Annotated in this window: 16 protein-coding genes; 9 read left to right on the forward strand and 7 right to left on the reverse strand. The window is 63.7% G+C overall.

The window, feature by feature from the left end; translation table 11 throughout:
* Positions 1–290 precede the first annotated feature (290 nt).
* On the forward strand, positions 291–1184 hold the full coding sequence (locus DMO26_RS31870; protein ID WP_117196305.1) for an alpha/beta hydrolase family protein: 894 nt from the start codon (positions 291–293) through the stop codon (positions 1182–1184).
* Positions 1185–1366: 182 nt separating this feature from the next.
* On the opposite strand, the gene DMO26_RS31875 is transcribed toward DMO26_RS31870, so the two are convergent.
* From DMO26_RS31875 to bglB, 7 genes are all read right to left on the reverse strand, one after another.
* Positions 1367–2449 carry an ABC transporter ATP-binding protein gene (locus DMO26_RS31875; RefSeq protein WP_117196306.1) on the reverse strand — a complete coding sequence of 361 codons (1083 nt, stop codon included), beginning with the start codon at positions 2447–2449 and terminating at the stop codon, positions 1367–1369.
* 9 nt (positions 2450–2458) lie between these two features.
* Positions 2459–3511, reverse strand: coding sequence for a carbohydrate ABC transporter permease (locus DMO26_RS31880; RefSeq protein ID WP_117196307.1), 1053 nt, complete (start codon positions 3509–3511; stop codon positions 2459–2461).
* Positions 3511–4527, reverse strand: coding sequence for a carbohydrate ABC transporter permease (locus DMO26_RS31885; RefSeq protein WP_117196308.1), 1017 nt, complete (start codon positions 4525–4527; stop codon positions 3511–3513). The genes DMO26_RS31880 and DMO26_RS31885 overlap by 1 nt, the downstream gene beginning before the upstream one ends.
* A 340-nt stretch (positions 4528–4867) precedes the next feature.
* Positions 4868–6142 carry an ABC transporter substrate-binding protein gene (locus DMO26_RS31890; protein WP_404947103.1) on the reverse strand — a complete coding sequence of 425 codons (1275 nt, stop codon included), beginning with the start codon at positions 6140–6142 and terminating at the stop codon, positions 4868–4870.
* Between the two features lie 59 nt (positions 6143–6201).
* Entirely contained in the window at positions 6202–8685 is a 2484-nt protein-coding gene (locus DMO26_RS31895) for a hypothetical protein (RefSeq protein ID WP_117196309.1), read from the reverse strand.
* Between the two features lie 11 nt (positions 8686–8696).
* Complete coding sequence (gene kduI, locus DMO26_RS31900; RefSeq protein WP_117196310.1) at positions 8697–9533, reverse strand: 5-dehydro-4-deoxy-D-glucuronate isomerase; 837 nt, start codon at positions 9531–9533, stop codon at positions 8697–8699.
* Positions 9530–10630 (reverse strand): beta-galactosidase BglB, encoded by a 1101-nt coding sequence (bglB, locus tag DMO26_RS31905; RefSeq protein WP_117196311.1) that lies wholly within the window; start codon positions 10628–10630, stop codon positions 9530–9532. Before bglB ends, kduI begins: the two co-directional genes overlap by 4 nt.
* A gap of 149 nt (positions 10631–10779) precedes the next feature.
* Here bglB and DMO26_RS31910 point away from each other — a divergent pair, with 149 nt between their 5' ends.
* The 8 genes from DMO26_RS31910 to DMO26_RS31945 all read left to right on the forward strand — a co-directional run bounded on the left by DMO26_RS31910 (position 10780) and on the right by DMO26_RS31945 (position 21360).
* Complete coding sequence (locus tag DMO26_RS31910; RefSeq protein WP_117196312.1) at positions 10780–11835, forward strand: LacI family DNA-binding transcriptional regulator; 1056 nt, start codon at positions 10780–10782, stop codon at positions 11833–11835.
* A 140-nt stretch (positions 11836–11975) separates the two neighbouring features.
* A complete protein-coding gene (locus DMO26_RS31915) occupies positions 11976–12797 on the forward strand; it encodes an SH3 domain-containing protein (RefSeq protein WP_404947104.1) in 822 nt (273 codons plus the stop codon).
* Positions 12798–13031: 234 nt separating this feature from the next.
* A complete protein-coding gene (locus DMO26_RS31920) occupies positions 13032–14306 on the forward strand; it encodes an aspartate kinase (RefSeq protein ID WP_117196313.1) in 1275 nt (424 codons plus the stop codon).
* An 81-nt stretch (positions 14307–14387) separates the two neighbouring features.
* On the forward strand, positions 14388–16655 hold the full coding sequence (gene ptsP / locus DMO26_RS31925) for a phosphoenolpyruvate--protein phosphotransferase (RefSeq protein WP_117196323.1): 2268 nt from the start codon (positions 14388–14390) through the stop codon (positions 16653–16655).
* A 269-nt stretch (positions 16656–16924) separates the two neighbouring features.
* Positions 16925–18007, forward strand: a complete 1083-nt coding sequence (gene prfA / locus DMO26_RS31930; RefSeq protein WP_117196314.1) for a peptide chain release factor 1 — start codon at positions 16925–16927, stop codon at positions 18005–18007.
* Complete coding sequence (gene prmC / locus DMO26_RS31935) at positions 18004–18867, forward strand: peptide chain release factor N(5)-glutamine methyltransferase (RefSeq protein ID WP_117196315.1); 864 nt, start codon at positions 18004–18006, stop codon at positions 18865–18867. The genes prfA and prmC overlap by 4 nt, the downstream gene beginning before the upstream one ends.
* A 305-nt stretch (positions 18868–19172) precedes the next feature.
* Complete coding sequence (locus tag DMO26_RS31940) at positions 19173–20006, forward strand: DUF4167 domain-containing protein (protein ID WP_117196316.1); 834 nt, start codon at positions 19173–19175, stop codon at positions 20004–20006.
* A 391-nt stretch (positions 20007–20397) separates the two neighbouring features.
* On the forward strand, positions 20398–21360 hold the full coding sequence (locus DMO26_RS31945; RefSeq protein WP_117196317.1) for a class 1 fructose-bisphosphatase: 963 nt from the start codon (positions 20398–20400) through the stop codon (positions 21358–21360).
* Positions 21361–21410: the final 50 nt, after the last annotated feature.

Here is a 21410-nt window from a genome sequence, read left to right on the forward strand (position 1 = left end):
AAAAGCGCCGCTCCGGCCTTCTGCAGAAGGCCGGAGCGGCGCTTGAAACCAACGAAACGACAAACCAGTGAAAGGGGTCAATTCCTGATGTCGGCAAAGGGGTCAATTCCTCGTGTCGCTTGACAATGCGGACCGGTGCAGCCGAAGCGGGACGGGAGGATTATAGGCACGACCATGGAGGGTGGGGATGCAGGAGGACAATATATGGTTTATGTATTTGAAAATGCGGCATGGGTGAAATAAAAACGTCCCCGCCTCCCAACGGGAGAGGTGGGGCTGCAGGAGGGACCATGGCGATCACCGTGGCGCGGCTGAAGGAGCTGCTCGCGTTCGAGGATATTTCGCTCGTCCTGACGGACAGCCTTGCCGAGAATCGTGACGGGTATATTCTGGAACGGCTGCATTTTCGGCTGCCCGGCGGCGGCGAGGTGCGCGGTCTGCTGACCCGCCCGAGCGAAGGGTTCGTCGTCCGCGGGCCGGCGATCCTCTACGCCCATGCGCATGGCGCACGCTGGGACATCGGTGCTTCCGAACTGATCGACGGCCGGCCGGCACTTCTCGATGCGCCGGGGCCGGTGCTGGCGCGGGAGGGTTACGTCACGCTGTGCATCGACATGCCGACTTTCGGGGAACGGGCGGGCGTGACCGAGGACGAGGCATCGAAGGCGGCCCTCTGGCATGGCAAGCCGCTGTTCGGACAAATGGTATCCGAACAGGCGGCGGCGCTGAGCTGGCTCGCCGGCCGGCCGGAGGTCGATCCGGAGCGGATCGGGGTGACGGGGCTCTCGATGGGCGCGACGCTTTCCTATTTCCTGGCGGCGGTCGATCCGCGGGTCAAGGCGAATGCCCATCTCTGCTGTTATGCGGATTTCGCGACGCTGGTCAGGACGGGGGCGCACAATCTGCATGGGCACTACCTCACCGTACCGGGGCTGCTGAAGGAAACCTCGAGCGGCGAGATTGCCGGGCTCGTGGCACCACGCCCGCAGCTTATCTGCGTGGGCTGGGATGATCCGCTGACGCCGCCGGAGGCGGTGGAGATCGCCTTCAGGGAGACGGAGGTGGCCTATATCCGGTCCGAGGCTTTGGGCGCGCTCGTCTTTCTGCCCCAGGCTGGGGTCGGGCACCGGGAAACTCCAGCGATGCGGCGGGCGGTGCTGAGTTTCTTCAAGGGTTTTTTGTAAGGGGCGAGGGCTGGCTGCCGGGTTGCCCGACCCTGATCCGCCTGGGTTATGCAGGCCCTTCTCCCGTCGTGGCGGGAGAAGGGTCTATGCCGCGCCGGCTTCCTTTGGCCGATACACCCCGCAAGACACGTTCCCTTGCCCCGTTTGCGGGGAGAGGGGCAATGAGAGAGCGTGAGGGCGGATCAGGCCGCCTTCACCCGCAGCCCGTTGCCGTCGAACAGATGCAGCGGAGCGCCGGCGATGGAGAAATGCACCTCGTCGCCGGGCGAGATCTGCTTCTGGCCCTGCACCACGGCGAGCAGTTTTTCGCCGTGCAAGTCGGCATGGATGACGGTTTCGGAGCCCAGCGCTTCAACAAGGCGGACCTTGACGGCGAGGCTGCCTGGGTCGCCGGCGAGCGTGATGTGCTGGGGGCGGATGCCGACTGTCAGTTTGTCGCCGACGGAGAGCTTGTGGCCGGAAAGCGGCACCAGCAGCTTATGGCCGCCGCCGATCGAGAGCGTCACCGCGCCGGTTTCGGCTTCAGAGACTTCGCCCTTCAGGAAGTTCATGTGCGGTGCGCCGATGAAGCCGGCGACGAAGCGGTTGGCGGGCGTGTTGTAGAGTTCGAGCGGCGTACCGACCTGCTCGATCCTGCCGGCGCGCATGACGACGATGCGGTGAGCGAGCGTCATCGCCTCCACCTGGTCGTGGGTGACGTAGATCATCGTCGAGCCGATGCGGGCGTGAAGGGCGGCGAGCTCGGCGCGGGTGGAGACGCGCAATTCCGCGTCGAGGTTCGACAGCGGCTCGTCGAGCAGGAAGGCGGTGGGGCGGCGGACGATGGCGCGGCCGATCGCAACGCGCTGGCGCTGGCCGCCGGACAGCTGGCCGGGGCGGCGCTCGAGATACTGATCGATTTCCAGCATGCGGGCAGCCTCGGCGATCCGCTCGGCGATCTCGGTCTTCGGCATGTTGGAGTTTTCAAGCCCGAAGGCGAGGTTCTGACGCACGCTCATATGCGGATAGAGCGCATAGGACTGGAAGACCATGGCGAGGCCGCGATCGGCAGCGGAGACTTCGTTGACGCGCTTGCCGTCGATCCTGATCTCGCCGCCGGTGATCTTTTCGAGGCCTGCGATGGTGCGCAGCAGGGTCGACTTGCCGCAACCGGACGGGCCGACAAAGACGACGAATTCGCCATCCTGGATGTGCAGGTCGATATCTTTCAGGACATGGACCGAACCGAAGGACTTGTTGACGTCGGTAAGTTTGATTTCGCCCATCGGTGTTCCTTACTTCAAACCGGTACCGGCAATGCCGGTGGTGATGAAACGCTGCAGGAAGATGAAGACCAGCACGACCGGAACCATGGTCACAACCGTCATGGCCAGGATGAAGTGCCACTGGACGTTCAGTTCGCCGGAATAGATGCTCAAGCCCACCTGCAGGGTGTAGAGTTCGCGCCGTGACAAAACGATCAGCGGCCAGAGGAAGTCGTTCCAGCGCCAGACGACCGAGAAGATCGCCAGTACCGCAAGCGCCGGCGCCGTCAGCGGCAGGACGATGCGCCAGTAGATCTGCCATTCCGACGCCTTGTCCATGCGCGCCGCGTCGATCAGCTCGTCGGGAATGGTCAGCATATACTGGCGCAGGATGAAGACGCCCGTCGGGGTGGCGACCGTTGGCAGGATGACGCCCCAGAGGCTGTTGAACAGGCCGAGCGACGAGATGATCGAATAGAGCGGCACCATGATGACCGACAGCGGCACCATCAGCGTCGCGAGGATGACCAGCATGGCGAGCGAGCGGCCCTTGAACTCGTATTTCGACAGCGCAAAGGCGGCCATGGAATTGACGACGAGGGTGATCAGCGTCGCGACCACCGTGACGAAGACGGAATTCCAGAGATAGCGCAGGAAATCGAAATGCACGAAGGGCTCGGTGTAGTTCTCCGTGGCGAAGGAGACCGTGCGCACCGGCGTGCGGTCGTTCATGTTGACACGGATGATTTCGCCGGGAGCCTTCGGGTCGACCATCTGGGACATGACGCCGATGCGGCGCACCTCGGCGAGAACGCGGGTCGAGCCATCCGGCATCTTCGTGTCGAAGAGCTGCAGCGGCTTGTCGTAACCCTCGACTGTCGCCTGACTGGTGACGTAGGGCAGGATCGAGGGCGGAAACTCGGCAAGTGCCGCCGGCGTCTTGAAGGACGAGAAGGCGAGCCAGACGGCCGGGCCGAACATGATGATCAGCCCGCCGATCAGCCAGATCCAGGTGACGATATCCGTCCAGTGCCAGCCTTTGCCACCCCTGCGGCGGAGAATGAAACGTGAGGCGACACCCATCAGCGTTTCCCCTTGTTTTCTTGTCTGCGGCCGATGCCGAGCTGGAAGAGGGTGAGCACCACGAGCACGGCGCCCATCAGGATCGAGGCTGCGGCCGCGAGGCCGGGGTTGCGCAGCGCCGAGGCGAAACCCGTCTCGTAGATATATTGCGTGAGATAAAGCGTGCTGGTGCCGGGGCCGCCGCCGGTCAGGACGTAGACCTCGTCGAAGATCTGCACGGCGCGGATCAGCGCCAGCACGACGACGACCAGGAGGTTGGGCGCGAGCAGTGGCAAGGTGATGCGCCAGAAGACGCGGGCAGGCTTCGTGCCGTCCATCTCGGCCGCTTCGTAGAGATCCTTGGGGATCGCCTGCAGGCCGGCGAGCAGGATCAGCGCGTAGAAGCCCATATGCGCCCAGATGGAGACGCCGATCGTCGCGACGAAGGTCCAGTTGCGGTCGGTGAGCCAGGTATAAGGCTCGTTGCCGAACTGGTAGAGCATGAAGTTCAGCAGGCCCTGGCGCTGCAGGATCCATTTCCAGATCAGGCCGACGACGACCGGCGACAGCAGGACCGGGAAAAAGAAGACGGCACGCCAGAAGGAGCGCGCGGCGAGATCGCGGTTCAAGATCAGCGCGGTGATGAGCGCCGTCAGGATCATCAGGGTAACCTGCAGGACGACGAACCAGAAGGTGTTGCCGACGGCGGTCCAGAAGGCATCCTCCTGGCAGGACATCGGATCGAGATAATCGGCGCAGGTGAAGAGGCGCGCGTATTGATCCGCGCCGACGAAACTGCGCTCGGAGAGGAAGAAGGCGGTGCCGCCGGTCATCGAATAGACGAAGTTGATGACGAGGGGCAGCAGTACGAAGATGCCGAAGATCAGCATGTTCGGCGCCAGGAAAAACGCCGCCATGCCGCCGAGGCCGGTCGCCTTCTGCAGACCGCGCAGCGGCACGTCGACAATGCGCATCAGGGCGTTGACGGGCGCCATGAGCAGGGCGCCGAGGCGGGAGGAAGGAGAGGTCGTGCTCATTTCGGTAACTGTCTCCCCCAGATTTGCGTCCGATCCTTAATCCAGACGGGACGAGCAGATATGGAAAAAAGGTGGTGCATTCGGCCTGCCTCCCCCCTTGCGGGGGAGATGCCCGCCCCTTGATTGTAACTCAGATGGGCAGAGGGGGGTGGTGCCCCGATCTCTTCGGTAGAGTTTGCGGAACCACGCCCCTCTGCCATCTCCGATGACATCTTCCCCCGCAAGGGGGAAGAGGGGAGCGCGCGGCTCCGCCTCATGCTTTCATGCGACGTTTTCCTCCCCATCAGGGGAAGAGAAGAATGCCCTGCCCATTGGACAGGGCAAACTTCCGATGCTGTCATCACTGACCGGCGTCCTTCACCTTCTGGGCGATATCCGCGTCGATGCGCGTGAAAGCATCGTCGATTTTCAGTTCGCCGGCCAGCGTCTGACCGACGCGGGTGACGATTGCGGCGTAGACCGTGTCCGACCAGCGCCAGCCGGGCAGCTTCAGCGCGGTCTCGGCTGTCGTCTTGGATGCCTCGACATATTTGGTCAAGGCAGCCTTGGCGAAAGCGTTGTTGCTCTTGAAGTCAAGGCCGCCCTTGTCGACCACGCCCTTGTGGCCGGGCAGGAAGAGGGTGCGCTCGGAGAATTCCTTGACGACCTTCTCCTGGGCGAACCAGTCCATGACAGCCGCGACGTCCTTGGGGTTCTTGGTGTATTTCACGGCGACGAGCGCCGCGCCGCCGGGCATGCCGGTGCAGGCGGCCGGGCCGCAGGGGCTGCCGGTCGCCACCCAGTCGAAGTTGTTGCCGATCTTGGTGGCGAGGTTCGCCACCTGCCAGGAGCCGGAATAATAGAAGGCAAGCTGGCCGTTGATGAAATCGTCGGCGGCGGCGCGGTAGGTCGAGCCGGCGGCGGAGACCCAGACGTCCTTGGAGAACGAGCCGTCCTGGTTCCAGGAGACGAACTTGGTCAGAAAGTCCTTGGCGCCCTTGTCGAGCGGGGCGGGCTTATTGTCCTTGCCGACATAGTTCGCGCCGTAGGAGAGGAGCGGAGCCGTCAGGCGATGGCCGGAGCGGTCGATCGCCATGGCGAACGGAATCTTCTGGCTTTCCTTGACCTTCCTGGCGGCGGCGGCCCATTCCTCCCAGGTGGCCTTGGGGCCGGGGATCGCGACGCCTGCCTGATCGAACAGGGTCTTGTTGGCAAAACCGCCGGTCAGCGTGATCTGCGTCATGAAGCCGGAGATCTGCTTGGAGCCGTCCGGACGCATCCAGTCGGCCTGGGCGCCGAAATTGTCGTCCCAGTACTTGGCGTCCTTGACCAGCGGACGGAGATCCAGCCAGTGCCTGGAAAGGTCCTTGATGGCGGTGACGCGGGCGATATCGGGGCCGTTGCCGGCTTCGAGCTGGACGGGCAGCTGTTCCTTGATGACGCTGTAGGCGACGTTATCGAGGATGACATTGATGCCCGGGTTTTCCTTCATGAAACGGCCGACGAGGTCCTTCATGACTTCGCCTTCGATACCGTCGGAATACCACATGATGCGGACGTCGCCGGCGAAAGCCGCCGTCGTGCTCATGAGGGCAAGCGCTGCGCCTGCCACGATGGATTTCATTTTCATGTTCATTTCCTCCTCTGCCGGGACGGGGCCTCCTCCCGTCCCTATTGGTTTATCGGTTCATGCCTTCAAGCCGGGCTCAGCATGGTAGCTTCGCCCTTTACAGTATAGTCCGCGCGCGCGATGACGCGGCCTTCCGCTTCCACGGTGCCATCGGCCCTGAAACGCACCGGGCCGTATTCGGGGTCCTCGACAACGATCGCCCCGTCGGCCTCCTGCTTCGCGACCAGGCTGCCGAAGCCGTATTCGACGGTATCGAGGTCGGCGGCCTCGCAGACGCGGACGATCCAGCGGGTCTTGCGGCCGTACTGGCGCAATTCGGAGCCGGCCGACGGGCCTTCGGTGACAGGCACCAGATTCGAGCCGGCGCGCAGCAGGACGGCGCCGTTGCCCGAGCGGGCGAGCGCAAGGCTGCCGGAGACACGGCTCTCGTCGAATTCCGCCTTCGGAAACCAGGCGTGGGTGAAGTCCGGCTGTTCCTCGTAGGTGGTGAATTCGAGGACGGCGAGGCCGCGATACTGCTGGGCGCGCGGGATGGTGCCGCAGCCGCCCCAATAGGACGGGCGGCCGTAACCGAACTGGATGGTCTCGCCCGGATGGTTGATCCAGATCGCCGCTTCCGGCTTGTCGCCGAGGCGCAGGTGCAAGACGGTTTCCTGGTAACCCCATTCGTCCCACCGGTAATGCACCGTCGAGCCCATGGCGAAATTGCGGCCCTTGTAATGATAGAGCGCGGCAAATGCGTTTTCGCCCTGGGCGAAACGCCATTCCTGGTGTTGATCGGCCTGATGGTCGGCGATCTCGGCAAGCGCGGCCGGAATCTCGAGGCCATGGTCGCGCAGGCAGACGGCCATCTGCGGCAGGCAGTGGACGCGGCGGCCATACCAGCCCTTGCCCCAGATCAAGCGGGCGACGGCGGACAGTTCCAGCGAGCGGCCGGCGCAGAGCGTGTGCTCGTAGGAGCGACCTTGCGCCGCGGTGACCATGCCGTGATGGGCCGAACGGGCGATGACTTCACAGAGGCGGACGATGCCGGCCTTGGCGCGGTCGGCGATGTCCTTGTCCGGCGAAATCGCGGCCAGTGCGGTGAGGCCCTTTAGGTCGATCGGGAAATAGGGGGCGGAGTTGAATTCCGCCATTTCCCACTTTTCGAAATGATCGAGCCAGGCGCGGACCCGTTCGGCACCGACCTTCGCCTGCTCCGAGCCTTTGCGGCCGGAACGGACGAAGGTGGCGTCTGGGAGGAGGCTGCCGGCAAGGTAGGCCGACGTGTGAAAGAGCAGGGCGTGGTTTTCGGAGAAATACCACTGCACGTCATTGCCCGGCTCGTCCATCCAGTAACGGTAGTTCAGGATGGCGGCGTCGATGCGGGCACGGGTCTTCGCATTGATGTCCCCGCCCCAGACGGTGCGCGACCAGATGAGCGGCACCAGCGAGAAGTCGGCGCAGTCGTGGCAGTCCTCGATCGAGGGCAGAATTTCCTCGATCATCGCGTCAGTATCGGGGCCGGAGCGGCCGCTTGCGAGGCGGGCGAAGGCGCGCACCGTGTCGCGTTCGGAATATTCGGAGACTTCCGAGAGCGTTTCGGTGATGCGGTCGACCAGCGAGGCCGGCGCCTTGCCCTGCCGGGCGGCGTGGCAGATCTCGACGCCGACGGAGCGGGAGGCGACGAAGCCGCCGGCATTCAAGGTCACGCGGAGATGGCGGAAGTCGGCAGGCGCCTTTTCGGAGGCGCCGACATTCAGGCTTTTTGCGCCGGCCGGAAGCGAGAAATCGAAATCGAAGCGTTCGCGGGACATGAAGTCACCTTCGACGGCGACATTGACCTCGACATCGATCGGCAAAGCTTCGGCGAAGAGAACGGTGATGTCGCCGCCGAAATAGTGCTGGCGGTCGAGATGCATGCCGTCAAGCGCGGCTTCCAGGCTTTCGGCGACGGAGCCCGCGACCGGAACCGGGATGGCGACGCTGGCGGCAGGGCCGGAAAGATAGTCGAACTGGTAGAAATAACGGGCGTCGCGTTCGGCAAGGTCGTCGAAGAACAGGACGATCTCGTTGAGGCCGGCTTCGAGCGGCAGTTCGAACTCCTGCTTGGCTTCGAGGTTGCGGCTATAGGGGGCCATCCAGCCGACTTCCCTGCCGTTCAGCCAGAGGACCGCGCCGCCGCAGGTGCCGAGGCGGATTTTTGCGGTGCCGGGGCTATCGGCTTCGATATAGGTGCGGGTCCAGGTGGCCAGCCGGGTCGGGCGGAACCAGAAGCCGGAGAGATCGAGCCGAGGCGAACCGAAGGGCAGCCACCAGCGGGCGGCTTCGAACTCGCCGCGCACGTCGGGGCGTTTTCCGCGATAGGTCTCGGCGAAGATGGTGCGGCAGGGATATTCGTGCGGGATGAAGTTCTTCACCTTGGTGAGGAAGAAGAACGGGTCCATCTCGCCCTTCATCGGGGCGTCGGGCACGTCAAAACGCTCTTCGGCGATGCGGCCGAGCTGCCAGTAGCGGACGGCTTCGCCCGGCTTCAAGGTCTTCCGCATCCAGTTCGCTTCAGGGTTCATGTCAGTCCGCTTCACTTCAATTCGCTAAGGGCCACGGGGGCCACGTCGTTGTATTCCTGGTTTTCGCCGGTCATTCCCCAGACGAAAGCATATTGGGCGGTGCCGGCGCCCATGTGGATCGACCAGGCGGGGGAGAGGACCGCGTCGAGGTTCTTGACGACGAGGTGGCGCGTCTCCTCCGGGCGGCCCATCAGGTGGATGACCCGCTCTTCCTCGGCCAAGTCGAAATAGCAATAGGCCTCCATGCGGCGCTCATGCAGATGCGGCGGCATGGTGTTCCAGATGCTGCCCTCGGCAAGATCGGTGATGCCGAGCAGGAGCAGGCAGGAGGGGGAAACCTCCGGATGAATGTACATCCGAAGATTCCTGAGATTGGCGCGCTTGGCATCGCCGAACGTCAGCAGCTTGGATTCCGCCCGCTTGATGAGGCGGTGCGGGATATCGGCGCCGGCCGGCACCGAGTTCATGTAGAAACGAGCCGGTTTTTCGGCGGAGGCGCTGGCGACCGAGATTTCCCGGGCGCCGCGGCCGATATAAAGCACGTCGCGGTTTTCCAGCGTGAAGCTCCTGCCGTCGACCGACACGACGCCGGTGCCGCCGAGATTGGCGACGCCCATCTCGCGGGCCGACAGGAGGAAAGGCGTGCCGATGTCCTCGCCGCCGCCGAAGGTCAGGGTCGAAGAGGTGGGTACCGCGCCCCCGACGATCAGGCGGTCGACATGGGTATAGGTGAATGAGACCTTGCCGTTCTGGAAGAGGTCTTCCATCAGGAATTCGGCGCGCAGGCGGGCGGTATCGTAGGTCTTGATGTCGTTCGGACCGGCGCCGTAGAGAACCTTCATCGTCATGCCGCCTGCTCCTTCGTGTCCACGTGCCGGATGGCTTCCGAGAGGCAGAGGATCGCCAATGCTTGTCCGTAACCGGTCGGCTGGATCGGGATGTCCCGGTAGAATTGCAGGTCATGGCCCATGCGCGTGCCGTAGGAAACGTTGAGCACGGTGCCGGTTTCGTCGATGTTGGCAAGCACCGCTTCGACCGCCTTCAAGCCGGCGACGCGCCATTCATGGGTGCCGAGGCCGAGGCGATAACCCTTCAGCAGGCCGTAACCGAAACCGGCGGTCGCGGAGATTTCCTCGTAGGACGAGGGGTCGTCGAGCAACGTGCGCCAGGCGCCCGAGGCGGTCTGCAGCGGCAGCAGCGCGTTCACCTGGGCCGTCAGCACGCCGAGGAGATAGTCCTTCACCGGCCTGCCCATTTCGGCGAGATCGAAGAGATCCAGCATGCCGGCCGTGATCCAGGCATTGCCGCGCGCCCAGCGGGCTTCGGCGAAATTGTGGTGGCCCTCGAACGTCCAGCCATGGAACCAGAGGCCGGTCTTCCTGTCGGCGAGGTAGCGGGTGTGGACGAGGAACTGTCTTGCCGCCTCGTCGACCAGCTCGGTCCGGCCGCTCGCCTGGCCGTAAGAGGCGAGGAAGAGGGCGACCATGTAGAGCGTGTCGTCCCAGAGCTCGTCGTCGTTGACTTTGTCGGAGACGTGGTGTTCGAAGGCGCCTTCGTTGGTGCGGCCCATCTCAGCCATGACGCGGGTCGCCCAGGCATCGAGAACCGGCTGCCAGCGCGGATCGCGCGTTTCCCGCCAGAGGACGGAAAGACCGAGCATCGGTGCGGTCGTGTTGACGTTGAGCGTCGGAAGACCCGCCTCGATGCGGGACGCGTACCAATTCTCGATGAGGGTCTTCAGATCGTCGCGGCCGGTGAAGAGCCACAGGCGGATCAGGCCATAGAGCCCGACGCCCTGCGGCCATTCCCAGCTGTCGAAAGAAATATAGTCGCCGGCGGTGCCGTCGAGATTGGGTTCGTCGAAGCGACCGTCGTGTTTCAGACCGGTCATGCCGGCCACGAGAAGGTCAAGCTTCGTGCGAATGTCCCGGGCTGACAGGCCCATTCCTCAATTCCTCCCATCGCTGCCGCTGCCATTGGCCCGGCATTGTCGATCCGTCTCTCCCGGACGGTGACCTTATGAAAACATCTGAAAATTGATTGCGCAATCTGAAAATTTTTTGCAGTTTGCGGAGAGCGAAAGGGAGGAAGAAAATGGCAGTCACGGCAGTGCCGGGCAAGCGCGGCAAGAAAAGCCGGCGGGTTCGGCTGGAGGATATCGCGGAAAAGGTGGGCGTTTCGCTGAGCACCGTGTCGCGGGCGCTCGCCGGCGAGAAGGGGGTCAGGGCCGACATCCGCCAGCGCATTCTGGAGGCTGCCAAGGACGTCAACTATGCGGTGCCGACGCCCGTCGCCGGCAAGAAGGTGATCCTGGCGGCTTCCAGCGCGGCGATGATCGACTATGTGCGCAACCAGTTCACGCTCTATGTGCTGGAAGGCCTGCGCGATCGGGCGCAGGCGCTGGGTCTCGATATCGTGACGCGCGCCATCGCCGACCAGGAGGAGGAAAAGGCGGTGCTGGAAGAGGCCAGGACCGACCCCGACGTGGCCGGGCTGCTGTTCCTGACCGTCGACGACGAGGGCATGCTGGCGGCGACCCGCGGCTTCGGCAAGCCGGTCGTGCTGATCAACGGCGACGACCCGACCATGCGGCTTTCGAGCGTGACGCCCTGCAACCGCTCGGCCGCGCATCTGGCCGCCGATTATCTGATACGGCTCGGCCACAAGCGCATCCTCTTCCTGATGCGTCCGGGGCGGCGGACGATCGACCGGCGCCGGGAGGGCTGGCAGGATGCGCTGCTTTATCACGGGCTGCCGTGCCCGCCGGATCTGGTCGTGCCGGTGGACGACTGGCTGCCGGAACTTGCCGCGCAGGCGGTCAGCGAACGGCTGCGCAAGCAGGGGCTCGATTTCACGGCGGTGCTGACCGCCGGCGACAGCCTGGCGGTGGGCGCCATGATGGGCGTGCAGCAGGTGGGCTACTCGGTGCCGGGCGACGTCTCGGTCATGGGCATGGACGATCTGCCGCAGGCGGCCTTCCTCAACCCGCCGCTGACGACGGTGCATATTCCGATGCGCGAACTCGGCGCCGTGGCGCTCGACCTGCTGCGGGAGGCGATGTCCGGCTTCGCAAGCCCGGCCCGCCGGGTGGAACTCGCCTGCCACATCGCCGAACGGCAATCGACCGGGCCGGCGCGGACAAAAGCTTAACGCCAGCCAACGGGGCGTTCATGCGCGGTTCAGCGGCACAAGGGAACTATGCCAATGTTCCGAACATTGATATGCCGTAATCATCCCGCGGCAGATCGGAAGCCGGTTCGGGTGACAAATGGTTTCTCAGGAGGAAGCCCGTGAAGAAATTTCTCATGTCCCTTGCGGCAGTTTGCGCCCTGTTCGCGGCGCCGTCGCTTGCGGAAGCGGCCGTGCGAGGCATCGCGACGGCCAATGTCAACATGCGCTCCGGACCCAGTACCGGCTATCCCGCCGTCGTCGTCATCCCGGCCGGGGCGCCGGTCACCATCTACGGCTGCATGAGCAGCGTCAACTGGTGCGATGTCGCGTTCGCCGGCGGGCGCGGCTGGGTGTCCGGCAATTACGTGCAGGCCACATATCGTTCGAACCGCGTCTACGTGGAGCCGGACCACTATCGCGGCCTCGGCATTCCGAGCATCACCTTCGACGTCGACAACTATTGGGGCCGGTATTATCGCGGCCGCGACTTCTACCGCGAGCGGGACCGCTGGCGCCGTTACGACTGGCGTTCGGAGCGGCCGCTTCCGCCCCCGCCCCCGCCGCGCTGGGACGATCGCGGCCCGCCACGCTGGGACGACCGTGGTCCCCCGCGCTGGGATCGGGACCGCGACCGTGACCGGTGGGATCCCCGCGACAGGCAGCCGCCTCCGCCGCCCGTCTGGCAGGGTGATCGCGACCGCGACAACTGGGACCGCAATCGCGACCGGGACCGCGACCGGGGCAATTGGGATCGGAACCGGGACCGCAACGACAACCGTCCACCTCCACCCCCGCCGCCGAGGGTCGATCCGCCACGCACCCCGGACGGGGCGCCGCCACCGCCGCCACCACCGCAGGTGGAGCGCCCTCAGCCTCCGGCCGGCGCTGATCCCCGGTGCCCGAACGGCGGGCCGTGCAATCCCTGGATGGGGCGCGAATAGCCGATCCTCTGTTCGAAGGGCCACCCATCCGGTGGCCCTTTTTGTATCCGCCACGATGACGCGCCTGCGCAGAGCGTACCGTTTGCCTATGTTCCGGCCATTGCGCGCTTTGAGCCTTTTCGATAAGAGACCCCGCAACTTGATGGTCCTGTCCTAAAAGGCCGGATCTCGACGTGGTTCTCAGCAGGCGCCGGGGCAATCCCAAGGTCTTGGCGAAACAGTGGTTTTGGTCGTATGGCTCGCATCGTCATGAAGTTCGGCGGCACGTCTGTCGCCAATCTAGAACGCATTCACAATGTGGCGCGCCATGTGAAACGGGAGGTGGAGGCCGGGCACGAGGTCGCAGTCGTCGTTTCCGCCATGTCCGGCAAGACCAACGAACTGGTCGCCTGGGTGCAGGACACACCGAAGGCCGCGGGCGCCAACTCGCCTTTCTACGATGCCCGTGAATACGATGCCGTCGTCGCCTCCGGCGAACAGGTGACGTCGGGGCTGCTCGCGATCGCGCTGCAATCCATGGGCATCAACGCCCGCTCCTGGCAGGGGTGGCAGATCCCGATCCGCACCGACAACGCCCATGGCGCTGCCCGCATCATGGAAATCGACGGGTCCGAGATCATCCGCCGCATGGGCGAGGGACAGGTGGCGGTGATTGCCGGTTTCCAGGGCCTCGGTCCGGACAACCGGATCGCCACGCTCGGCCGCGGCGGCTCCGATACCTCGGCCGTAGCGATCGCGGCCGCGGTCAAGGCCGACCGCTGCGACATCTATACGGATGTCGACGGCGTCTACACGACCGACCCGCGCATCGAGCCGAAGGCGCGCCGCATGAAAAAGGTGTCCTTCGAGGAAATGCTGGAAATGGCATCGCTCGGCTCGAAGGTGCTGCAGGTGCGCTCGGTCGAGCTCGCCATGGTCTTCAAGGTCCGCACCTTCGTGCGCTCCAGTTTCGAGGATCCCGATGCGCCGGGCATGGGCGACCTCTTGAATCCGCCCGGCACTTTGATTTGCGACGAGGAAGAAATCGTGGAACAGGAAGTCGTCACCGGCATCGCCTATGCCAAGGATGAAGCGCAGATCTCGCTCCGGCGCCTCGCCGACCGGCCGGGCGTCTCGGCGGCGATCTTCGGCCCGCTCGCGGAAGCCCATATCAACGTCGACATGATCGTGCAGAACACGTCGGAAGACGGATCGCGCACCGACATGACCTTCACCGTGCCTTCCGGCGACGTGCAGAAGGCGCTGAAAGTGCTCGACGACCACAAGGCGACGATCGGCTTCGACGTGGCCCAGAGCGAATCAGGCCTTGCCAAGGTCTCGGTGATCGGGATCGGCATGCGCAGCCATGCGGGCGTGGCAGCGCTCGCTTTCAAGGCACTTGCCGAAAAAGGCATCAACATCAAGGCGATCACCACCTCGGAAATCAAGATTTCCATCCTGATCGACGGTGCCTACTCGGAACTCGCAGTTCGGACTTTGCATTCTGCCTACGGTCTCGATAAGAGTTGAGAAATGAGCCGGTTCGGCGCGTCGGATGTTTGAGGCGCGGCGCTCCGGCAGGATGACCTGGTTTCGGGAGAGCTTATGCCGATGAGAGACCTGTCGGCAGGTCCGCGCGTTCTTTTGAAGCGGCTGCGCGAACTGATGGCGGAGCCGCTCGATCCACAGGAGCGCCTTGACCGGATCGTCCGGCAGATTGCCAGCAACATGGTGGCCGAGGTCTGCTCGGTCTATGTGCTCCGCTCCGACGGCGTGCTCGAACTCTATGCGACCGAAGGCCTCAAAAAGGAAGCCGTTCACCTTTCGCAATTGAAGATGGGGCAGGGCCTGGTCGGCACGATCGCCGCGTCGGCCCAGCCGCTCAATCTTTCCGATGCGCAGGCGCATCCGGCCTTCCGCTATCTCCCGGAAACCGGCGAGGAAATCTATCATTCCTTCCTCGGCGTGCCGATCCTGCGCGCCGGTCGCACCTTGGGCGTTCTCGTCGTCCAGAACAAGGCCAGCCGGAACTATCGCGAAGACGAAGTCGAGGCGCTCGAAACGACGGCGATGGTGATCGCCGAGATGATCGCCACCGGCGAGCTCAAGAAGATCACCCGGCCGGGCCTCGAACTCGACCTGACCCGGGCCGTCACCATCGAGGCGGACGGCTATAACGAAGGCATCGGGCTCGGCCACGTGGTGCTGCACGAACCGCGCATCGTCGTCACCAACCTGCTCAACGAGGACGCGGACAAGGAAATCCGGCGGCTGGCCGAAGCGCTGGGGTCCTTGCGCATTTCGATCGACGACATGCTGTCGCGCCGCGAAGTCGCCCAGGAAGGCGAGCATCGCGAAGTGCTCGAAACCTACCGCATGTTCGCCCATGACCAGGGCTGGGTGCGCCGCATGGAAGAGGCGATCCACAACGGCCTGACCGCGGAAGCGGCGGTCGAAAAGGTCCAGAGCGACACGAAGGCGCGCATGATGCGCCTGACCGATCCCTACCTGCGCGAGCGGATGCATGATTTCGACGACCTCGCCAACCGGCTTCTGCGGCAGCTGACGGGCTTTTCCGGCCGGGCGTCCGACGAGGCCTTCCCGGTGGACGCGATCGTGCTGGCGCGCGCCATGGGCGCGGCGGAGCTTCTCGACTATCCGCGCGAACGCCTGCGCGGCCTCGTCCTCGAAGACGGCGCGGTGACGAGCCATGTGGTGATCGTCGCACGTGCCATGGGCATTCCGGTCGTCGGTCAGGCGGCGGGCGTAGTGGCGCTCGCCGAAAATGGCGACCCGATCATCATCGACGGCGACGACGGCCAGATCCATCTCAGGCCGATGGCGGACCTGCAGAAGGCCTATGAGGAGAAGGTCAGGCTCAGAGCCCGCCGGCAGGAGCAGTTCCGGGCGCTCAGATCAGTCGAGCCGCTGACCAAGGACGGCAAGCGCATCAGCCTGCAAATGAATGCCGGCCTGATGGTCGACCTGCCGCAGCTTGCCGAATCGGGCGCCGACGGGATCGGCCTTTTCCGCACCGAGCTGCAGTTCATGATCGCCTCCACCATGCCGAAGCTGGAGGAGCAGGAGGGTTTTTACCGCAACGTGATGAAACAGGCGGCCGGACGGCCGGTGACCTTCCGGACGCTCGATATCGGCGGCGACAAGGTCGTCTCCTATTTCCGCGCCCATGAAGAGGAAAACCCGGCGCTCGGCTGGCGGGCGATCCGCCTTTCGCTGGATCGGCCTGGGCTTCTGCGCACCCAGCTGCGCGCGCTTCTGCGGGCTTCGGCCGGCGGCGAGCTGAAGATGATGCTGCCGATGGTGACCGAGGTTTCGGAAATTCATCAGGTGCGCGACCTGATGCAGAAGGAAGTGCAGCATCTTTCCAAATTCGGCCACAGCCTGCCGCGCAAGCTGCAGTTCGGCGCCATGCTGGAAGTGCCAGCGCTCATGTGGCAGCTCGATGAGCTGATGCAGGAAGTGGATTTCGTCTCGGTCGGCTCGAACGACCTCTTCCAGTTCACGATGGCGGCCGATCGCGGCAATGCGCGGGTTTCCGACCGGTTCGACAACCTCGGCAAGCCGTTCCTGCGCATCCTGCGCGACATTGCGCGGGCCGGCGAGCGCAACAGGACGACGGTGACGCTGTGCGGCGAGATGGCCGGCAAGCCGCTTTCCGCCATGGCGCTGATCGGCATCGGCTTCCGCTCGGTCTCGATGGCGGCGACATCGATCGGGCCGGTGAAGGCCATGCTTCTGGGACTCGACGCGGATCAACTGGCTGCGGAACTCAACGCGGCCCTGGACGACGTCAAGTCGGGCGAGCCGATCCGCGACCTGCTCGTCCGGTTTGCCGAGACCAACAATATTCCCATCTAGCTGGTCTCATGAGCGCATTTCCCCTCACCAACAAAATCTATGACTTAGCTGAGCTAAGATCATGATTTTGTAACCTCTCCCACAAGGGGAGAGGCAAGCGGCAGAGTTCGCGGCACCGTTATCTCTTCCCTTGTGGGCGAGAAAGCGACTTCAATATCTAGCCGAAGGCTAAGTATCAGAAATCGCAAGTGAGGGGAAACCATGCGGGAAACGGGCTTTCACTTTTGGTGTCGATGTTTTAGCAAGCAAAACAAAAATGGAGTTATAGGGTGGCGAAGCTTCCTGTGGAAAAGATGCGCGAGCTGGAGCGCCGTTTCGGCGAGATCGAGGCGCGCATGTCGGAAGGCCCGGCTGCAGACGTCTACGTAAAGCTGGCTTCGGAATATGCCGAACTGCAGCCGGTGGTGCGCAAGATCCGCGACTATGAGAAGACGACCGCGGAAGTGGCCGACCTGCGCGCCATGCTCAACGACAAGGCGACCGACCGCGAGATGCGCGAGTTGGCGGAGATGGAACTGCCGGAGGCCGAAGCGCGGATAGACGCGCTCGAAAAGGACATGCAGATCCTGCTTCTGCCCAAGGATGCGGCGGACGAAAAGAGCGCGATCCTGGAAATCCGCGCCGGCACGGGCGGCAACGAAGCGGCGCTTTTCGCCGGCGACCTTTTCCGCATGTACGAACGTTATGCCAGCGTCCACGGCTGGAAAGTGGAGGTGCTTTCCGCGAGCGAAGGCGAGGCCGGGGGCTACAAGGAAATCATCGCCAATGTGACCGGACGCGGGGTGTTTTCGAAGCTGAAGTTCGAATCCGGCGTCCACCGCGTGCAGCGGGTTCCCGATACGGAAACCCAGGGGCGCATCCACACTTCGGCGGCGACCGTCGCCGTGCTGCCGGAGGCGGAGGACATCGACATCGAAATCCGCAACGAGGATATCCGCATCGACACGATGCGTTCGTCCGGCGCCGGCGGCCAGCACGTCAATACGACGGACTCGGCGGTGCGCATCACCCACCTGCCGACCGGCATCGTCGTCACGTCCTCGGAAAAGTCGCAGCACCAGAACCGTGCGAAGGCCATGCAGGTGCTGCGGTCCCGCCTCTATGACATGGAGCGGCAGAAAGTGGATAGCGAGCGTTCCGCCGACCGCAAGAGTCAGGTGGGTTCGGGCGACCGTTCGGAACGCATCCGCACCTACAATTTCCCGCAGGGCCGCGTCACGGACCACCGCATCAATCTGACGCTCTACAAGCTCGACCGGATGATGGAAGGCGAGATCGACGAAGTGGTGGATGCGCTGATCGCCGATTACCAGGCGGGACAGCTGGCGCAACTGGGCGAGCAGCAGGGATGACGACGCTCGGCGCCGCCGTCGCGGATGCGAGAACCCGGTTTTCGGCGGCGGGCCTGCCGGACGCGGCGATCGAGGCCCGCCTCCTGATCGGCGGACTGCTGGGCTTGTCCGGCATCGAGGTTTTTACCGGCGGGGAGCGTCTTTTGACGGAGGAAGAAACCGTCCGGATCGAAAAAGCCGTCGGGCGGCGCTTGAAACGGGAGCCCGTGCACCGCATATTAGGATCACGTGAATTCCATGGGATGGACCTGCTGATTTCGAGGGAAACACTCGAACCACGTCCCGACACCGAAATCCTGGTGGAATGCATGGCTCCCCATGTGAGGCAGATTGTCGCAGACAAAGGTTCTGCGCGGCTTCTCGACCTCGGCACGGGGACCGGCGCGATCATCCTGGCGCTGCTGAAGGAATGTCCCGAGGCGCAGGGGATCGGCAGCGATATTTCCGAAGACGCCTTGCAGACGGCAGGGCGCAATGCAGCCCGGCTGGGCCTGGCGGACAGGTTTCGTGCGGTTTCCAGCCGATGGTTCGACGCAATTTCGGGGCGTTTCGACATAATCATGTCAAATCCGCCCTATATACGGACTGATGTTATCCCCGCACTGGAACCGGAGGTCCGCGATTTCGATCCGCTGGTTGCCTTGGACGGTGGGCCGGATGGGCTTGATGCCTATCGCGCGATTGCCGCGGGTGCAGGAGATTTCCTTGAAAAGGACGGCGTGATCGGCGTCGAGATCGGATTCGATCAGAAGGAAACCGTGGTCGCGATCTTTCGTGCGGCGGGCTTCAAGCTCGCGCAAGCAAGACGTGACTATGGTGACAATGATCGGGTTCTCGTTTTTACCGTGGATGAGTCCTGATTTTGCACAGCAAAAGAAAAGACTTGGATTCCCGGAGGAAGCGGGATAGCTTGCAAGGCACGCACTGGGACGGCTGGGAATGAACAGCGATTCGTTCGGGTTATAGGTCAACCCTTAATCCTGCTCTTTTCGAAGAGTTGTGAAGGTTGAACAATTTCCGGTGCGTGAATCAGTTAATTTGACTTTCACAAGCGGCAGGACGCTTTGGTCGGCCTGTACGCGGCACGCGAAGTCTTGTTCCGGCTCAAAGCCGGCATGGCCGCGTGGCCCTTTATCAGCGAAGACAGAGAATTGGTGAACGATAGATGAGGCCAGGACAGCAGAACAAGCGCGGTCGAGGGCGCGGCAATAACAACAACAATAATGGCGGCGGCGGCAATAACAACAACTTCAACCGCAAGGGCGGCAATCCGCTCAGCCGTACCTACGACAGTTCGGGACCGGACGTGAAGATCCGCGGCACCGCGCAGCACATCGCCGAAAAATACGCCCAGCTTGCCCGTGATGCCCAGAGTTCCGGCGATCGCGTGATGGCCGAGAACTATCTGCAGCACGCCGAACATTACAACCGCATCATCGCCGCCGCTCAGGCACAGATGCAGGATCGCTTCCAGCATCAGGACCGCGGCGACTATCAGGATCGCGACGGCAATGTTCTGGATCAGGACGAGATGGAAACGACCGATGGCGAGGACCTGGGTTTTGCCCAGCAGCCGGTCGTGACCGACGAGGCCTCGCAATCCCAGCAGCAGCCGCGCCGCGAGCAGAACGCCCAACAGAACACTCAGGACCAGCAGCCGCGCGAGCAGCGTGAAAACCGCCGCGACCGCGACCAGCGTCGCGACCGCCGGCAGGACCGTCCGCAGCGCCCGGCCATGGGTGAGGCTGTCGAGGCCGCGCCCGCACAGGCGCCGGTGCCGGCGTCCGTCGTCGATGGTTCCGGCCCGCAGCCGGTGATCGAGGGCACGCCGGCCGAAGTGGCCGTCGAGGAAGAGGCACAGGCCGAGGCCACACCGCGCCGCCGTCGCGCCGCCGGAAGCCGCCCGCGCCGTCCGCGCCGGGGTGAAAGCGCCGGCGAAGAAAGCGGCTCGGAAGGCGAAGCCACCGAGCCGGCCCTGGCGGAAGCCGCCGGCGAATAATCGCCCGGTTCAGCACCGCGCATCATAAAAACTCCGGCTCGCGCCGGAGTTTTTTTGCGTTCCGGCGCAGGATTTTCAGTTTACGGCCGAAAGGCAGGAATCTCCACCTATCTCGGCCTGGCGCGCGGTCTAACCGTTTTAATCGCCATGGATGGCGGCGAATAGCCCTGACCCGCCCGGCGATATCGCGGCGCGATACGCTATTTCGCAGCTCTTCCAAGTATTTACCGCAATGCAAAAGTTCACTAGGCTCGTTCTGGCCCGTATTCCGGACGCCCTTTCGAGCCCTGGTTTCGTATTTTCGCGACGCGGGCGGTGCAGGCGGACGGGATATTTTCCAGGTGGCATGCAGCCACCTTCGATCCGATGGTCTCGCAAGGGAGAGATGCCGATGACGACATTCGAAACCTACCTCGACAGCCACAAAGGCGGAGCGCTGAACGACGAACTCACAGTCGTCCTGCTCAACATCGCCGAGGCCACAAGGCAGATTTCGAAAAAGCTGAGGACGTCATCGCTGGCCGGGCTTACCGGCGCCACCGAGATCACCAACGTACAGGGCGAGACGCAGAAACCGCTCGATGTTCTCTCCAACGAGATCATGCTGGAAGCCTGCCGCAAATCGCGGGCCGTCGCTTTCGCCGTCTCGGAGGAACTCGACGAGGAAATCCAAATTCACGCGGACGGTACGTATGCGGTCATCTTCGATCCGCTCGACGGCTCCTCCAATCTCGACGTGAACGTGACGGTCGGCACGATCTTCTCGGTCATCAAGGCGCAGGCGCCGGATGATACCCTCAAGAACGGACGCGGCCAGATCGTCGCCGGTTATGCCGCCTACGGCCCGCAGACCAGCCTAGTGCTGACGGTCGGCAGGGGTGTGCAGATCTTCACGCTGGACGACGCCGGCGACTACGTGATGACGACGGCCGATGCGCGCATTGCGCCGGAGACGAAGGAATTCGCGATCAACGCCGCCCGCCGTCCTTCATGGGACGACGTGATCACCGCCTATATCGATCGTTCCATCGACACATCCGGCTACAACATGCGCTGGGTCGGCTCGATGGTGGCCGATGCGCATCGCATCTTCAATCGCGGCGGGATCTTTCTTTATCCGGCCGACCGCGCCAAGCCGGCTTCGGGCCGCCTGCGGCTCCTCTACGAAGCCAATCCGATCGGCTTTCTTGTGGAAGCGGCCGGCGGCGCCGCGATCGCCGGCAAGATCGACATCCTGGACATCGAGCCGACCTCGCTGCATCAGCGCGTGCCGGTGATCTTCGGCTCGAAGAAAGAAGTGACGAAGATCCGCGAAGCCTATGCCGCCGCCGAGCGGGCAATCGAACCCGCCTGACCGGATAAAAGCCGCAGGCAAGCGAAGGTTCCGCTCCGCCAGATCGCGCA

It is taken from the genome of Rhizobium terrae (assembly GCF_003425685.1).
Taxonomy (GTDB): Bacteria; Pseudomonadota; Alphaproteobacteria; order Rhizobiales; family Rhizobiaceae; genus Neorhizobium; species Neorhizobium terrae.

What these genes read in the sequence shown, in the direction of transcription:
- DMO26_RS31870 (WP_117196305.1), top strand. Translation starts at nt 291, where the DNA reads ATGGCGATCACCGTGGCGCGGCTGAAGGAGCTGCTCGCGTTCGAGGAT.
- DMO26_RS31875 (WP_117196306.1), bottom strand. Translation starts at nt 2,449, where the DNA reads ATGGGCGAAATCAAACTTACCGACGTCAACAAGTCCTTCGGTTCGGTC.
- DMO26_RS31880 (WP_117196307.1), bottom strand. Translation starts at nt 3,511, where the DNA reads ATGGGTGTCGCCTCACGTTTCATTCTCCGCCGCAGGGGTGGCAAAGGC.
- DMO26_RS31885 (WP_117196308.1), bottom strand. Translation starts at nt 4,527, where the DNA reads ATGAGCACGACCTCTCCTTCCTCCCGCCTCGGCGCCCTGCTCATGGCG.
- DMO26_RS31890 (WP_404947103.1), bottom strand. Translation starts at nt 6,142, where the DNA reads ATGAACATGAAAATGAAATCCATCGTGGCAGGCGCAGCGCTTGCCCTC.
- DMO26_RS31895 (WP_117196309.1), bottom strand. Translation starts at nt 8,685, where the DNA reads ATGAACCCTGAAGCGAACTGGATGCGGAAGACCTTGAAGCCGGGCGAA.
- kduI (WP_117196310.1), bottom strand. Translation starts at nt 9,533, where the DNA reads ATGACGATGAAGGTTCTCTACGGCGCCGGTCCGAACGACATCAAGACC.
- bglB (WP_117196311.1), bottom strand. Translation starts at nt 10,630, where the DNA reads ATGGGCCTGTCAGCCCGGGACATTCGCACGAAGCTTGACCTTCTCGTG.
- DMO26_RS31910 (WP_117196312.1), top strand. Translation starts at nt 10,780, where the DNA reads ATGGCAGTCACGGCAGTGCCGGGCAAGCGCGGCAAGAAAAGCCGGCGG.
- DMO26_RS31920 (WP_117196313.1), top strand. Translation starts at nt 13,032, where the DNA reads ATGGCTCGCATCGTCATGAAGTTCGGCGGCACGTCTGTCGCCAATCTA.
- ptsP (WP_117196323.1), top strand. Translation starts at nt 14,388, where the DNA reads ATGAGAGACCTGTCGGCAGGTCCGCGCGTTCTTTTGAAGCGGCTGCGC.
- prmC (WP_117196315.1), top strand. Translation starts at nt 18,004, where the DNA reads ATGACGACGCTCGGCGCCGCCGTCGCGGATGCGAGAACCCGGTTTTCG.
- DMO26_RS31940 (WP_117196316.1), top strand. Translation starts at nt 19,173, where the DNA reads ATGAGGCCAGGACAGCAGAACAAGCGCGGTCGAGGGCGCGGCAATAAC.
- DMO26_RS31945 (WP_117196317.1), top strand. Translation starts at nt 20,398, where the DNA reads ATGACGACATTCGAAACCTACCTCGACAGCCACAAAGGCGGAGCGCTG.